Raw genomic sequence first — 17,068 nt, 5'->3', positions numbered from 1 at the left:
TAATTTTTAATTTTAGATGAAGAAATATATTGTAGTCATAAGTCTATTTGTAAGTTATTGTGCGTTGGCGCAGGAGTTTTTAGCACCTGTACAAAATCAATATATTGCAGATAACCCATATCTAATTTCCTCTGCCTATGCAGGTATAGGGGATTGTTGGCAGATCAGAGGTTCTGGTTTTGAGCAATGGGTAAATATAGAAGATTCGCCAGGCACCCAATCTTTATCTATTGATGGGCGTATATCGGACCGCTCTGGAGTTGGAGCCGTTTTATTTAATGACCAAAATGGATTTACTACCCAAAAAGGGGTACAATTATCATTTGCGCATCACCTAACGCTAAGTGAATATAATAACCAATACTTATCTTTTGGTATTAGTTATAAATTCACTCAGTTTGGTATTGATACTTCAGAGTTTAGTAATGGAGATCCTGATAATCCTTTTAATCCAGGACTTGCAGATATTAGTGTAAATGATTCAAACTTCGATATCGCGATGCTATATCGATTAGGTCGTTTCTTTTTAAGTGCCAATGCGGTGAATTTATTACAGAAGCAGATAGATGATTTTAACCCTACAGAACCATCACAAATACAGAACTATTATTTATATACAGGATATACGTTTTATCATCGATTTAGTGATATAGAGGTAGAGCCTTCTGTGTTATATCAAAGTTTTGCTGCCGATGGTCGTTCTACTGCCGATCTTAATCTAAAAGTGCGTAAAATGCATAAAACAGACTATTACTGGGCGGGAATAAGTGTAAGATCTCTGGTAGATCAGGATTTTAAACCGCTGTCGGTATCTCCTATGTTAGGGATTAAAAAAGCAAATTTTTATGTGGCTTATGGATACCAAATCAATGTCAATGAGGTATTACAACCTACTACAGCTGCCGGATCGCATATGATTACCTTAGGGTTTGACTTTGGATGTAGACAAAGTAAATGTGGTTGTACTTATTAGAAGAAATAATCTTGAAATTATAAAATAAAGGTGTTTGATTGTATCAGACACCTTTTTTTATTGTCCCGCATTGTTGAAATGATGGAGAAAGTAGAATGTGAGATTTTTATGGTGATGATCTTTCTTCACCTAGAGGTGGGAGAAAGTACAACTCGCATAGTATAAGTGTTTATTATAAAGCGTAAATGGTATAAATTGTATAAAATTTGTCCTGTATCTTCAACAATCTTAAGATTCAGTACCTCATTTTTCTTATAAATCTGGATATTTGGTGGGTTTTTCAAAATAATTAAAGAAAGTAGGTAACAAATGTTGCGTAGGTAACATTATATAGTAGTATGCTTCTTGAAGCATATATAAAAATTAGAAAAAATAGGACAAATCGATGTTTTGTAACACTCAATTAATAAAGAATGATGCGTTTGTTTAAATACTGACTTTTAAAATGATAAGAAAACATGTGATTCAAGAAGATAAGACTGTAAAACCATAAATATCTTCTATAAGAGATTGTTTTATAACAATTTATTGAAGTATGTTTGTGCTCTTAAGCTTAAAAAGTAAAAAAAGTGCGGTATAAACGTTTGTTTCAAATATGTAATAAATATTTCGTACAAAATAATTATCTGAATTTTAAAACCTATAAACCTAAATCATAGAACTGTGAAAAAACGATTACGATTAAAACTTTTGATATCATGCATTGTTTTTGTTGGTATGGCAAAACTAGTAGCACAAGAAATAGTACCGCTTTCATCACGCCAAACAAAGAACAATATTCATGGTAATTTAATCATGACAGGTAACTCGATTGTAGGGTTAGTTGATTCTGATGAAGATAATATTGACTACAATCCCAATGCGGCTTATAATGGTAATTTAAGTAATGGCGCTAGTGTTACAGCATATATCGATATTGATAATGACGATAATACGTTTAGTTCTAGTAGTGCCGATGTTAATGTACCAAGCCCAGATCATTCAAAAATTGTATATGCAGGTTTGTATTGGGGAGCCACCTATTACATAGAACGGATTAGTAAAGAGACCCCTTCTCTAAAGATAAATAACACATCTCTTGCGGGGGATTATGAAGTTAATAACAATATTTTTACACAAGGTAGTATTGCAATACCAGATGGACCTGGTATAACGACAAATTTGGTTTTAGTAAATGATGGATTAGACACTACAGAAGATGGTTGTACAGCTGTTACAAATACTACAGAACTTGATGGAAATATAGCGGTAATTCGTAGAGGATCTTGTTCATTTACTGACAAAGTAATCAACGCTCAGAATGCTGGAGCAATCGCTGTAATAGTTGTAAATACTTCTGATGATACTTTAACTATGAGTGGTGAAGATGTAAGCATTACAATTCCAGCAGTATCCATAAATAAAACAAATGGAGATGCTATTATTGCTCAGATGGAAACAGCCATGGTAAGTGTTACATTAATGACTAAAAGTGGCTCAGATGGCGATGAACAACTTTCTGATTTACCACTATTAGACGCAAGAAAAGTTGGAGATGCAGATTTTAGAAAGATAAAATTTAAAGTACCAGGAGGTTCATATAATCAGGTTACTGCACAAAATATTATTTATGATGGGTATCGAGATACGCCTACGAACCCTTCAAATGTGGCATCAGATGATGTACCGTATGTATGTTATGCAGAGGTAACAAATTTAATAGATCAAAATAATATTAATGGCACCTATACAGTAGCTAATATGAATGCTACCATAGGCAGAACTTCTGGAGCATCGGGAGCTGCAGGAGGATGGACACTGGTGGTGATTTATGAAAACCCCCTAGAAAGTGCCAAGTTTATTAGTACCAGTGATGGGTTTGTACAGATCCAAAATAGTGATCCCGATGTTAATTTTACGTATTCAGGCTTTATGACACCGCCCGCTCCATTACCCGTAAATGCCAGATATGGTATAGCGGCCTTAGAAGGAGATCGAGGACTAGGAGCCACAACTACTAGGCCTAAAGGGGATCAAGTTTTAATACAAAACACAGCAACTCCACCGGCTTTTATCCCGTTAGGTGAAAATAATTTTAATACGCCAGATAATTTTGATATCAATCCAACGGTTAATTTTTTTAATAGTTCGATTACGTTTAATAACCAATATGTTACCACTCGTAATCCAGCTTCAGAAAATACGTTAGGATTAGATATTGATCTATTTGACTTACCCAATACGGGTAATACTTTGGTAGCAAATAACCAAGATAATGCTTCATTTAGACTTTCTACAGATGCAGATACCTATAGAGTATTTTTAAATGCCTTTGCGATAGAAGTAGCAACACCAGTAAAGGCAGAATTAAAAGTAACAAAGCAAGTATATGCAGAAGACGGCGTTACGGATGTTGCCAATGAGAATATAGAATTGGGAGATGAGCTCTTTTATGATTTAAAGATTGAAAATGTAGGTACAGAAAACCTCGTAGATGGATCGATTACAATTACAGAACAAATATCAGATAACCTGAATATTATAAGTGTGGTAGATACTACCTTACCATCAGGAGTTACCTATAGTATAACACTACCAAATGCATTGGTCTTTAATATTCCTGCAACGATTGTTGAGACTACAGATGCACCTATTGCTATACGCTATAGGGTAGCAACAGTAAGTAGCTGTGAGGGATTAAGAGATGCTTGTTCAAGCGAAATTAAAGGCATAGGCACAATTGCTTATACTGGTGCTGTTTCTAATATTGCAAGAAATAATACGTTTGGGGCAGAGATCACTAATTTTTTAGTAAATATTCCTGCTTGTAGTAGTGCTATTTCTTTTTGTAGTAATGATTTGCAACTGAACGCACAAACAGGATATGATCAATATACTTGGTTGGGCCCTGGTATTGCTACTCCTATTATAACTACCACCAATGTTTTTGATGTACCCAATCCACAAAGCGGTACATATACTGTAGTAAAAGAAAATACTGCGGTAGATGGTTGTATGTCTTTAACAGAAGAATTTGTGGTAGATGGGATTAGTAATATCAACAACCCTATTCTTAATTATGTAAATGGTAACAATGTGATTTCTACCAATTGCAACGGCTTAGAAATACCACAAATTTTATTGTGCGGTAATCAGGACTTTTATTTAGAAACCAATTTCGATCCAGCAAGTTTAACAAGTATTTCATGGCAACGATTAGTACCAAGTGATGCTTGTATATTGGATAACACAGATTCTTGTTCTTTCTTATCAGAGGATTGTGCCAACACAAATTGGGTAGAAGAACCTTTAGGAAATGGTTCTGATTTTAGTGTTTTTAATGGAGGTGATTATAGAATTGTGGCCGAGTTTACAGGAGGTTGTACAATACCCTTTTATTTTAGTGTCTTTAAAAATGATTATCAACCTACATTATCTGCAACAGATATTGAGTGTGGTAATGACGGTAGTGTAACGGTTATTAATGCACCAGTTGGATATGAATTTAGTTTAACACAAGGCGGACCTTACAGCCCTACAACTACTTTTCCTATACCTGCTGGATCAGGAGGAGATGTAACGGTATATAGTATTGATACAACATTACCTACTTGCGAGTATACGGCTACAATCAATGTATTAGAGAGAAATACTTTTATAAATGTGACTACCACAGACCCTACCTGCATCAATGATGATACAGGAACTGGAACCGGTAGTATTCATATAGAAGTAACCGATGGATCACCTATTTATAGCTACACTATTTCTAGCACCACGTTAGTTCCTCCAGTAAATATTACAGTACCTAATAGTAACGATCCTAATTTTACGTTCGATAATTTAGTACCTGATACCTATGAGGTAGAAGTAATGTCAAATACTCCTAACTCAGCTCCAGGGTGCATTCATCTTGAACAAGTAACCATAAAGCCAGAAGCCGATTTTAGAGCAGAAGCAGTATTAATTGCTCCTGCAACATGTGATTCTGGACCATTAGTGCAAATTAATGTGTTAAGTGGTGCAGGTAATTATCTATATGATGATGGTTCGGGTAATTATCAGACAAATAATATTTTTGAAGTTATTGAACCAGATCCTACCAGAACCTATACGTTTTTTATAAGAGATAACAGTTTACCTGTAGATGTATCTGCTTGTATAATTAGCACAGATATAACAGGCCTCTCTTATTATGAACCTACGGTATTGGATAATGTAAGTAGTATACAACCTAGCTGTTTTGGCAATAGAGGACAAGTAGAAGTGCAGGTTTCACCAATAGTTGCAGGTAGAGTATATACCTATCAATTATTAAACACTACCGATCTAGATCCAATAAACCCGTTGTATACTGTAGTAGATGAAATCGTTACTACAGAAACAATAGCTACTTTTGTTAATGTTGCAGATTTAACTTCTTATAGAGTTCGTGTTTTACATAATGATACTTCGGTGTCAGAGGGCGATCCAATTTGCGGGGTAGAAGGGTCAGATTTTTCAATGACTTCTCCCAGCTCAATAACTGCCGATATAAATGTAGAACGAGCATTAAGCTGCACACCAGGATCAGAAAATGCCATTATTAGTATTTCTGCTATCATGGGAGGTTCTGGTGTCTATGAATGGAGTTTTGAAGATACCCAGGGGTATGCAAATATCACAACAGTACCTTTTAACATAGAAATTCCTACCGCAGGTGATTACAACATATATATTCGTAATCAAGAAACCGGAGATTGTATTTCATCATTTCTGATAACAATCGATCCATCGGGTACTATAGAAGATATTAATTTTACCCTAAGTGATTCTAATTGCGATGAGCAAACTGTATTAGTAACACCTACAGTAATTCCAGTAGGTATAGATTATACATTTGGGGTAACTCCAACACCAATTTCTGGAGATGCAGTATCTGGATTTCAGTTATCAAATGGTATTAATTATACTTTTACTGCAACACACCCTTCTAGTGGATGTATCTATAGTAAGGAGTTTACGCCTACGGTTCTTCCAGAAATAGCGGTTGCGGTTACACAAATAGATCCTGTTATTTGCTTTGGGGACGTTAATGGATCTTTTTCTTTTACTGTAGAGAATAGTACTTCTTTTGATTATGTGATATCTAATATTTCTAACACTGTAATTAGAACAGGTACCGCTACAACAGGTTCAATATTTATAGGGGATTTAATTGCAGGAACATATACTGTTGAGGTAACTGACACTAGTTTGGCAAGTGGTAATTGTACTGCTATTTCTAATGTCGTAGAAGTTACTGAACCAGATTCTCTGTTAATTTCAACTGTTACTACTATCGATGCTACAGATTGTGGAAGTAATTCAGGAGTTATAATTATAGATACGTTCGGAGGTAATGGGAATTATGAATATGAATTAAGAGATGGACTAGGAACTTTGGTTATTATTCCTTATCAAACGAGTAATATATTTACAGACCTTGCTTCTGGGGTATATACGGTTGTAACCCGTGATGGTAATTCGATTGAAGCATGTGAACATTTCGAACAAGTTATTATTAACGATACCCAAGGACCAACAATTGCTTTGACAACAGGAGGTAATGCGTGTTATGATGTGGTAAATAAAGCGTCACAATGGATTACAATTACACCAAATGCAGCGGATCTTATAAATAACACATTTATTTATAATCTTGATGATAATCCACCAGTTGTAGTAGATTTTTTGAATGGAACAGCATCTGCCAATACTTTTGAAATTTCAGAATTAACACCCGGACTACATACGGTAACTGTTATGAATTCTGAGAGTACCTGTATTTCAAATATCGTTAATTTTACAATAAGCTCTGAGATAATGGTCGATGCTCAGTTGGCAAAAGGTTTAGATTGCACAGAAGCTTCAATTATTTTTACTGCAGAAGGAGGAGAAAACTTTATTTATGATTTAGTTTTTTCTGGTACAAACACTGTGGTAAGTTCTATTATTACATCCCCTGTTACTATTGTTAATCCAGGAACCTATTCGATACGTGCTACTGATATCACCACAAATTGTTCTGCATTTTCTAACACAGTAACGGTAAATGAATATATAGAAACAGTAGCAACTACAACGACTACCGATGTAAGTTGTTCTGGAAATGACGGAACCATCGTCGTACATATTGATGGAGCTACCGATGGTAACCCACCATATAGCTACGAAATTGTAGAGGGACCTGTGACAAGGACCGCTCAGGATAATCCCGTATTTACAGGATTAGTCCCAGGTGTATATAACCTCGTCGTGATTGCAGGTAATGGTTGTCCTAGTTTTCTTGATCCAGTAAGTATTAATGGATCAAATAATATTGCTGTAGAGTATTCTCAAAAAATACATGGTTGTAATACAATTGATGAAGAAGCATTATCAGAAATCACGCTTTCTATTATAGGAGGGGTAGGCCCTTATAATGTGAGCTATGATGGTGCAGGTTCTAATGAAGAAAATAATGTCATAGATATTGATAAAGAAAAAGAAGGAGTTCAGTATAGTTTTTATGCCTTAGTGCCTGGAACATATGTTGTCTCTGTTACTGATGCCAATGGTTGTGCATCTGCACCTTTTGAAATAGAAGTGCCAGTATTTTGGATGTACGAACCTTTTATAGAAACTACACAAAATATTTCATGCCACAACCCAGAGAGTATAGATCTTTATATTCATGCAGGGATAGGGCCTTTTGATGTAGAAGAGATAAATGGAGCTGTAGCACCTCAAACAGGAATAGTTGCTAGCATACCGTACTCTTCTGCAAATTTCGAATTGTCGAGTGAAGGATCCTATACATTTAGAATAACAGATACTGCTACAGGCTGTACCAGAGACATCACGCATGAAGTTGCGCCTTTTGATACTATGGATATGGCTCTGAGAACGGTTTCTAATGTTGTAGGGTGTCATGGAGATAGAACAGGAGTGGTAGAACTAACCATTACAGGTTATGCAGGAGAATATGCATATCATTTTTCTAATAGTGATAATCCGGATTTTGTAGGAGGAATAGGAAATACATCTACAAACCCAGTTTCTATAGATGGTTTTTCAGCGGGGTCTTATACTGTGATTATTGATGCCTTAGAGGCTCCTTTCTGTCCTATACAAGGCAGTATTACAATAACAGAACCATCATTACTTAATCCTGTATTTACAGCAACAAATATAACCTGTCATGGAGATAATGATGGTACTATTCTAATTACAGTAGATCCAAATGATCTTGAAAGTATTGGTACACCACCATATTCGTATGCTATTAGTTCTATGCCAGGAATGTTTTTTAATGATGCTGCAGACGGAGTTGAGAATCAACATCTTTTTGAGGATTTAGAACCAGGAGTTTATACGGTGTTAATACAAGATGCTAATGGTTGTGATGTGACGTTTGATTATACCATGTTAGAACCACAAGCTTTACAAGTATCGGTAACAGAAATAACTCCAGAAAGCTGCCATAGTGATAACCTGGGTGCTGTAACGATTGCTATTGATGGAGGCACACCACCTTATGAAACGAACATTACAAATAACGATGCCGATTTTGTTGTCGATAAGCTTACCTATAATAACCTTCCTAGTGGTACTTCTGTAATCTATGTAAGGGATGCCAATGGTTGTAGAATAGAAATGGGAGTAAACATTCCTTACGGAATCGATTTGGATGCTTCCTTAATTTCCCGAACAGAGTGTGCTACTATTGATCCCGTAACAGGAGAGATTATAAAAGATACGCTATACTATGTTGATTTTATTGCAAATAATCAAAATCCACTGACTGGGTTAATTTATACATTACAAGGAATTAATGGAACACCAAATCCAGATGTAAATCAAAATCTAACAGGTACATTTATCGTACAACCAGGAGAATATAAAGGAAGTATCGAGTCTGGGAATTGTGAGAAATCTATAGGAGAAATTACCATACAAGAACATACTACTCCTCTAGCCGTTTCTATAACAGGTATTAACCCAACCAATCCAGGTGATACGGGTGAAATTATCGTAAAAATCGATCAGGGAGAAGGACCTTATATGCTTACTCTGGATGATGAGATAACAGTAGATAACATTGCCGGGTCATATGTATTTAATGATGTAGTTATAGGAAATCACGAGGTAAAAGTATATGATATGGCTGGTTGTGCTTCAGAGACATTAACAGTAGAGATACAAGTGGTAGATAAAAATCCAATTATACAATACGCAGATGAAATTCTACTTTGTACACTTACCAATCAAAGTTATCCGGTAATTGAAATTCAGGACAGAAATGGAGAAGAATTAAATATCCCTTTCTCGAATATTGCATCTGTTGTTTGGCAAAAACTAGATGAGATTGATTGTGACATAGAGTTACTATACAATTGCCCTACTACAAGCTCTAATTGTAGTTCTGATTGGTTTGATGTTTCTACCGATAAAAATTTTACAGTAGTTGATGATGGAAGGTATCGTGTGATTGTAACTTTTGCCAATAAGAATGAAAACAATACAAAAGTCTATTACTACAGAGTTATTAATAACTTAGAAGCGATCAATGATGAGTTGGTTGTATTTCCTAATCCAGGAAGAGAGATCGTAACGATCAATGATGAGGTAAAAAATATAAAGCTATTTAATACGATTGGTAAGTTGGTTCTTGAAACCAATAAAAACAAGTTTAATATCATAGAACTCGAAGCTGGTGTATATTTTGCACGAGTGGTAACGGCTAATGATGAAGAGAAGGTTGTTAAACTGGTAAAAAAATAAAGCAAACGTTTAATTATATAAAACACCGTAAATGTAGATCATTTTTACGGTGTTTTTATTTTTAAAAAAGCTGTAACAAAAAAGAATTCCTTGTTCTAAATAATTTAGAGAATATGAAGCCACTCTTGATAAAAGAATGGTTTTTTTATTGGTATTAAAATTACCTTAAGTTATACATTTCATAAAGTAGGTTATAGATTAAAACAAAATTTGCACTGTATCTATAGATCTGGTACATAGTACTTATCATAAATTCTAATATTTCACAAGATCTTTAGATAAGTATAAGCACGAATATATAATCTATAGCATCCATTTAATGTTCAATAACAATCGGTATTAGAGTGTTTTTTGTGAGATATCCATTTTTAAAATGATGCGAATACACGAAATTCGCGAATTAAGACTATAAAGTCGCGAATATCATATATAAACAGTTGTAATTTAGGTACTTATTGAAGTATGTTTGCACTCCTACGATCTACTAATTAGTAGAATTTTAGATAACCAATATCATACTTAATAAATTAATTTTTAAAACCTTAAATCTTAAAACCGTGAAAAAACAATTACAACTTTTAATGTTGTGCTTAACTTTTGTTGGCATGGCAAATTTGATAGCACAGGAAATAGTACCATTTTCGTCCCGAGAAACAAAGAACAATATTCATGGTAATTTAATCATGACTGGAAATGCTATTGTAGGATTAGTGGATAGCGATGAGGATAATAGTAGCTATAACCCTAATGCCTCATATGATGGAATGCTAAATAATGGAAATAGCATATCAGCGTATATAGATATAGATGGTGACCCAAGTACCTTTAGCTCTAGCAGTGCCAATATTAGCGTACCAAGCCCTTATTGTTCTACTATTGTTTATGCAGGTTTATATTGGGGAGCCACTTATTATCTCGAACGAGTATGCCATGATGGAGATGAGCAAGTATCAGATTTACCACTTGTGGATGCTAGAAAAATAGGAGATGCAGATTTTAGAAAAATTAAGTTAAGAGTGCCTGGTGGTCAATATAGTGAAGTAACTGCTCAGAATATTATTTATGATGGGTATCGCAACACGCCGACTAATCCGTCTAATGTTGCATCAGACGATGTACCATATGTATGTTATGCAGATGTAACAGGCCTAATCGATCAAAATAATATTGATGGTACTTATACTGTAGCAAATATGAACGCTACAATAGGAAGAACATCCAGTGTATCTGGCGCTGGTGGAGGTTGGACGTTGGTGGTGATTTATGAAGACCCTCTAGAAAGTGTAAAGTTTATTAGTACCAGTGATGGATTCGTTCAGGCAAATAATAGTGGACCTGATATTGATTTTACCTTTTCTGGATTTACAACGGTTTCTGCTCCATCTCCTGTAAATGTAAAATATGGCGTGGCAGCATTAGAAGGAGATCGAGGAATAGGAGCTACAGATTTAGGGCCTAACGGAGATCAATTGCTTCTGCAAAATACAGCCAACCCTCCTGCTTTCATTGCACTAGGAGAAGATAATTTAACTCCCGCAGAAAATAATGATATAAATCCGACAATTAACTTTTTTAATAGCTCTATTACACTTAATCATCAATATATAACCAATCGTTACCCAGCTTCAGAAAATACACTGGGATTAGATATTGATTTGTTTGATATTTCGAATCCTAATAACAGTCTAATTGATAATGATCAGACCAGTGCTACCTTTAGGTTTTCGACAGATGCAGATTCATATAGAGTATTTCTAAATGCTTTTGTGACAGAAATTGTAAAACCAGAATTAAGAATTGTACAAAAGGTATTAGACGCAGATGGGATTACCGATATTAATGGCGCCAATGTTTCAGCAGGAGCCACATTATGGTATAAAATAGAAATAGAAAATATTGGGAATGAGGATCTAGTGGATGGTATGATCAATGTGTCTGCAGTATTGCCGGCAAATACCAATCTTGTTGCCGTAGATGATGCAACATTACCAGCAGGGATTATCTATACTATGGTTTCAGAAAACATAATCAATTTCAATATTCCGGCTAATATTGTAGAGGTAAACGATACTTCAATATCTATTCGCTATAATGTTATGGTAGCAAGTAATTGTGAAGAGTTGACAGATACTTGTTCCAATATATTGAAAAGCAATGCAATAGCGAATTATGTGGGAGGCACTACAGGAAAAACAAGGGTAAGTTATAGTAGTACAGGTATAGGTGCCTGCGGAAATGATATCGGTGAAAGTACTACCAATATTTTAACAAACATACCCGTTTGTAGTAGTGATGTTACTTTATGTGGTGATAGTTTAACGCTTGTAGCAGGTACAGGGTTTGATATGTATACCTGGTCGGGACCTGGTATTGTTGATCCTATTGTCACTACTACTAATTTTATGAATGTGCTTAATCCACAACAGGGTACATACGTTGTGGTAAAAGAAAGTACCGATGGAAGTTGTATGTCATTGACAGAAGAGTTTGAGGTGTCTTCAAATACTTCTTCTACGTTAAACGTTGATATTACAACTATTAATCCTATAAACTCTGAAGATGATGGAACGATAATAGTAAAAATACTAGAGGATAACGGATCCTATACGATAGTACTAGACAATGACATAACGATAGAAAATGCTCACTCTACTCATGAGTTTAATAATGTAAGTATAGGAAACCATGAATTAAAGGTGTATGATATAGCTAATTGTACTTTAGAAGAAATATCGGTTGATATCGAGGGAGCAATCGAAAACCCACTTATAGAATACGCAGATGAAATTTTACTTTGTACAAATACCAATCAAAGTTATCCTGTAATTGAAATTCGAGGTAGAGAAGGAGAAGAATTAAATATTCCTTTTGCTAATATCGAGTCTGTTGTTTGGCAAAAACTAAATGAAGTCGATTGCGATATAGAATTACAATACAATTGCCCAACCACTGGTTCTAATTGTAGTTCTGATTGGTTTGATGTTTCTACCGATAAAAACTTCACTGTAGTTGATGACGGAAGGTATCGTGTTATCGTAACTTTTGCTAGTAAGAGCCAAAACAGTAGTGCCAACATCTATTATTATAAGGTTATTAATAATCTACCAGCTTCTAATGATGAGGGAGTATTATTTCCTAATCCAGGAAGAGAGGTAATTACGATCAATGATGAGGTGAAAAGTGTGAAAATATTCAATGCAGTTGGTAAATTGGTGCTTGAAACCACAAAAAATAAGTTTACAATCATAGAACTTGAATCAGGTGTTTATTTTGCACGAGTGGTCACTGGCACTAATGAAGAGAGAGTTGTTAAACTAATTAAAAACTAATAGATAACATCATAAAGAATGTAGCAAACCCCAAAGGTTTTATAAAACTTTTGGGGTTTGCTTATTTTAAAATAAATTTACATCAGAGGCCCATTTATAAATGGGCTTAAATCAGTCAATACAATTCATTCAAATCAAAAAACAGTATGAAAAAACTAGTTAGTTTACTATTGGTTGCAGGATTTTTACAATCTTGTAATACAAGTACAAAATCAAAGCCCGAAATCGTAAAAGAAGACCCTGTAAAAAAGGTTGAAGCTAGCCTGATACCAAGGGTTTATTTTGAAAGTGATTCTACCTGGACGATAGAAGAACGTATGAAACATTACGGAGTTCCGGGAGTTAGTATTGCAGTAATAAATGATTACAAAGTAGATTGGGTAAAAAGTTATGGCGTTGTAGATAAAGAAACTCAGTTACCGGTAACCCTACAAACTCTGTTTCAGGCAGGGTCTATTAGTAAGCCAGTTGCTGCCTATGGCGGGCTTAAGATGGTAGAGCAACAAAAAATAGATCTAAACGAAAATGTGAATACCTATTTACAGTCATGGACTTTGCCCGATAACGAATTTACCAAAGACAAGAAAGTTACTATAAAACATTTGATGAACCATAGCGGTGGATTAACGATTCATGGGTTTTGGGGGTATAGCCCAGATCTTCCCGTTCCTTCTTTGGTACAGGTTTTAAACGGAGAAACTCCGGCAAATTCTGAAGCTATTGTTGTGGATAAAGCCCCCGAAGAGAGCTTTCGATATTCTGGAGGAGGATATACTGTTATGCAACAGCTCATGATGGATGTAGAAAAGAAAACATTTCCTTCCTTAATGAAAGAGTTAGTGCTTCAACCTTTAGAAATGAATAATAGTACCTATGATCAGCCTCTTCAGGAAGAACAATTAAAATTTGCTGCTACCGGATATCTGCCGGACGGAACTATGACCAAAGGAAAAAGACATACCTACCCAGAAATGGCCGCAGCTGGATTATGGACAACAGCAGAAGATCTTGCTAAGTTTGCAGTTAATATACAGCAAACCTTAAAAGGAGAAAGTACTAAAGTTTTATCAAAAGAGATGACCACAACCATGCTTACTCCTTTTGTAGAAGATTTCGTTGGGTTAGGACTCTTTTTTAAAAAAATGGGTGATGATATCTATTTTGAACATGGTGGATGGGATGAAGGATTTTCGAGTGCTTTAATGGCACATAAGGATAAGGGTTATGGTGTTGTTGTTTTAATCAACTCTAACCACCCTGCATTTATCGATGAATTGATCAGAGCAGTTGCGTTGACCTACCATTGGGATAAGTATGTACCCGTGCATAAAAAACTAGAAATTAGCGCGGGGGATCGATCAAAAGTAACAGGGCGTTACCGAAAAGGAAAAGGACTGGTAGCTTATATAACTTCATCAGACAATAGGTTGTTTAAAAAATTACCAGGAAAAGAAGCTGTAGAGCTCTTTAAAATTTCTGAGGATACATACATAAGTAAAGATGATAACAGGCCTTTACAGTTTAAAACAGATGCTAATAACAAAGTTATAATAGATATTCTTAAACCAGATGATGATAGTATAGCATTTTCTTTTGAAAAAATGCAACCTACAGAAAAAGTTCCTTTCGAAATTTTAAAAGAGCAAGGGTATGAAAAAGGGCTTATAGCTTATCAGGAATTAGCAAAAACTGATCCCGAAGACTATGCTATTATAGAAAATACGCTTAATCAACTTGGGTACGATTTAATGAACATTGAAAAACTAAAATTGGCAAAAGATATTTTTAAGGTCAATATAAACCTGTACCCAGAAAGTTTTAATGTTTATGACAGTTATGCAGAAGCATGTATGAATCTGGAGGAATGGGATGAATCCATAGAGAATTATAAAAAATCTTTAGAGCTTAATCCACAAAACGAAAGAGCTAATCATCAAATAGCAGAAATAGAAAAAAGAAGAAAAGAAAGTATACAATAACATAAAGTTCTTTATTGAGTAATTTCAAATCAGAAATGATAGTACACCCCAAAGGTTTCAAAAACCTTTGGGGTGTACTTTTGATTAGAGAATGTTTTTTTTGAAGGTTTTAATTTTTTTGGGTAACAAAATACCAAAGTTTGGAACGGGGGTGTGAATCGGTTCAAAACTAGACATTGTAAAATGTCATAAAGTAAGTATTTAGTAAAACTCAAAAAATTATGAAAAACACAAAAATTAAGGTCTTGATTTTTACAATGGTATCGGTATTGATATCATGTCAAAAAACAGATTTGGATGCAACAGAGCCGTTAGATACTCAGGAGGTATCAGAAGACGTTGCCAAGATTACATTAGATAACGGAAATTCGATATATTTTCAGGAAATAAATGACGAGCACCTTACAGGAACCTTTATCATGGAAGAGAGTGATTGTGAGTCGTGCGGGACACTTAATGCACTTACTCAAGAGTTTGGAGGCGATCTTTCTGAAAGAGAAATCTTTTGGGCGCTATCAGAGCCAGGTGCAGCTATTCCCAATTTTTTAGACACACCCACAAAGCAGAAAAGTACAGAAAGTCGCTTTTCAGAACCACAAGGGTGGGCAAGAACAACAACACAAAGAACAATTAGCCCAATTTTTGTAGCGCAACCTACCGTTGCATGTAATAATAATAATTTTACAAGCTCGATTGCAGGTGGCTTTTTAGGAGCGCCTGATTTTATAAGATTAGACAAAACACCAGGCAACTATAATGCGTTTAAGAATGATTGTAGTAATGTTCCGGCATCTTATTGCGAGAATGGCACGAGATATCGTTATATAGCTCAATATAGCAATATTAAAAAATGGAGAGGTAAAATATGTAGCAAGGCTGTGCAAAGTCGCAGTAACAATCATTATTTGCCTATTGGTGGATTTTGTGCAAACCCTCCGTGCGATAGCTATAAAGGGCCAGAACTATATTTCGAATATAAGTCAAATGGAGTATGGAAATCTATGAAAAACAACAGAAGTGGTATCCTTTCTGGTTTTGAAGTTCCTGCAAATAAGACAAAAGTATATACTTATGCTTGGAACACTTCTCAGAAAACATCTTTTAGACTACGTGTAAAAAATGCTATGGCCAAAGATCAGTTTGATTTTATGATGGACAAAGCACCGCAGAATGGAGGAGGTGGTAATAATGATGGAACCATTCAGTTAGAAGATTTACCAAAAGTACCTAGCTATATTAATTTACAATCTGGATATGGTAACCATAGAATGATGGTAGATTTTACTAATAGTATAGACGGAAAACCACAAATTACAATTCCGAGATTGTATTTACCGGTAATGCCGCAAGTAGGAGAGACAGTTATTTTTCCGAATAACTTTTGCGGTTTCAAAATAAGAAAAGGATCAAGGTTTATATGGTTGGATCAACAAAACAATGCCTTGGGAGTAGATAATCTTGATAATGTATTTAATTATGTACCAGAAGATGAATCTATACTATCTCTTTTCGGAAACGAAGCCTATCTAGGAGGAATCCAGTTTACCGGACCTATAGGAGCTTGTGATAAGCCTCAGGTATATTGGAAATTTCCTTTCCCTTTTACCAAAAACGGACTACAATCAATCGATAGTCCTGTAAAATTGGTGATAGAATTTGAGCAAGGTTCTGAAGTAGAGTTTTTGAATACAGCATTGTATGATAATTCTGGACTCAACGCTAAAGAAATGTTTAAGGATATCGATTTCAACAAAATAATAGCTTATTATAACAAGCTTTTTAACCCATCAGGGTTCGAAGAGTGGGTCAATAAAGTTTGTGAAGAAAATCCTGCAGATTGCCCATTACAAGATGATTAAACACAAAAAAATTATAAAATAAAAAAAGGGTATTTGACTTATAGCAGAGTTAAATAGATTGAAAACCGGAGAGTTCAATAGCTTTCCGGTTTTTTGTAGTAGTATTTAGAAAAATATACTGGCTATTTGGCCGGTTTTGTAAATTATCTATCATCCAAAAAAAGA

At 35.0% G+C, this 17,068-nt stretch carries 5 protein-coding genes; all 5 read left to right on the top strand.

All coding sequences use genetic code 11. The annotated features are described in order from the left end of the window. Positions 1–16 precede the first annotated feature (16 nt). Complete coding sequence (locus tag ABW636_RS12630; RefSeq protein ID WP_367590384.1) at positions 17–973, top strand: PorP/SprF family type IX secretion system membrane protein; 957 nt, start codon at positions 17–19, stop codon at positions 971–973. Positions 974–1,636: 663 nt separating this feature from the next. Continuing rightward, positions 1,637–9,736 (top strand): PA domain-containing protein, encoded by an 8,100-nt coding sequence (locus ABW636_RS12625; protein ID WP_367590383.1) that lies wholly within the window; start codon positions 1,637–1,639, stop codon positions 9,734–9,736. A gap of 605 nt (positions 9,737–10,341) precedes the next feature. Next, positions 10,342–13,065, top strand: a complete 2,724-nt coding sequence (locus ABW636_RS12620) for a T9SS type A sorting domain-containing protein (RefSeq protein ID WP_367590382.1) — start codon at positions 10,342–10,344, stop codon at positions 13,063–13,065. A gap of 146 nt (positions 13,066–13,211) precedes the next feature. Next, the gene (locus ABW636_RS12615; protein WP_367590381.1) at positions 13,212–15,044 is read left to right on the top strand and encodes a serine hydrolase; all 1,833 of its coding nucleotides are present in this window, start codon (positions 13,212–13,214) and stop codon (positions 15,042–15,044) included. Positions 15,045–15,265: 221 nt separating this feature from the next. After that, the gene (locus ABW636_RS12610; RefSeq protein ID WP_367590380.1) at positions 15,266–16,903 is read left to right on the top strand and encodes a hypothetical protein; all 1,638 of its coding nucleotides are present in this window, start codon (positions 15,266–15,268) and stop codon (positions 16,901–16,903) included. The last annotated feature ends 165 nt before the right edge of the window (positions 16,904–17,068 follow it).

It is taken from the genome of Aquimarina discodermiae (genome assembly GCF_040786235.1).
In the GTDB taxonomy this organism is placed as follows: Bacteria; Bacteroidota; Bacteroidia; order Flavobacteriales; family Flavobacteriaceae; genus Aquimarina.
Note: the sequence above shows the minus strand (reverse complement) of the source record. Positions and strands in the feature narration are given on the sequence as shown.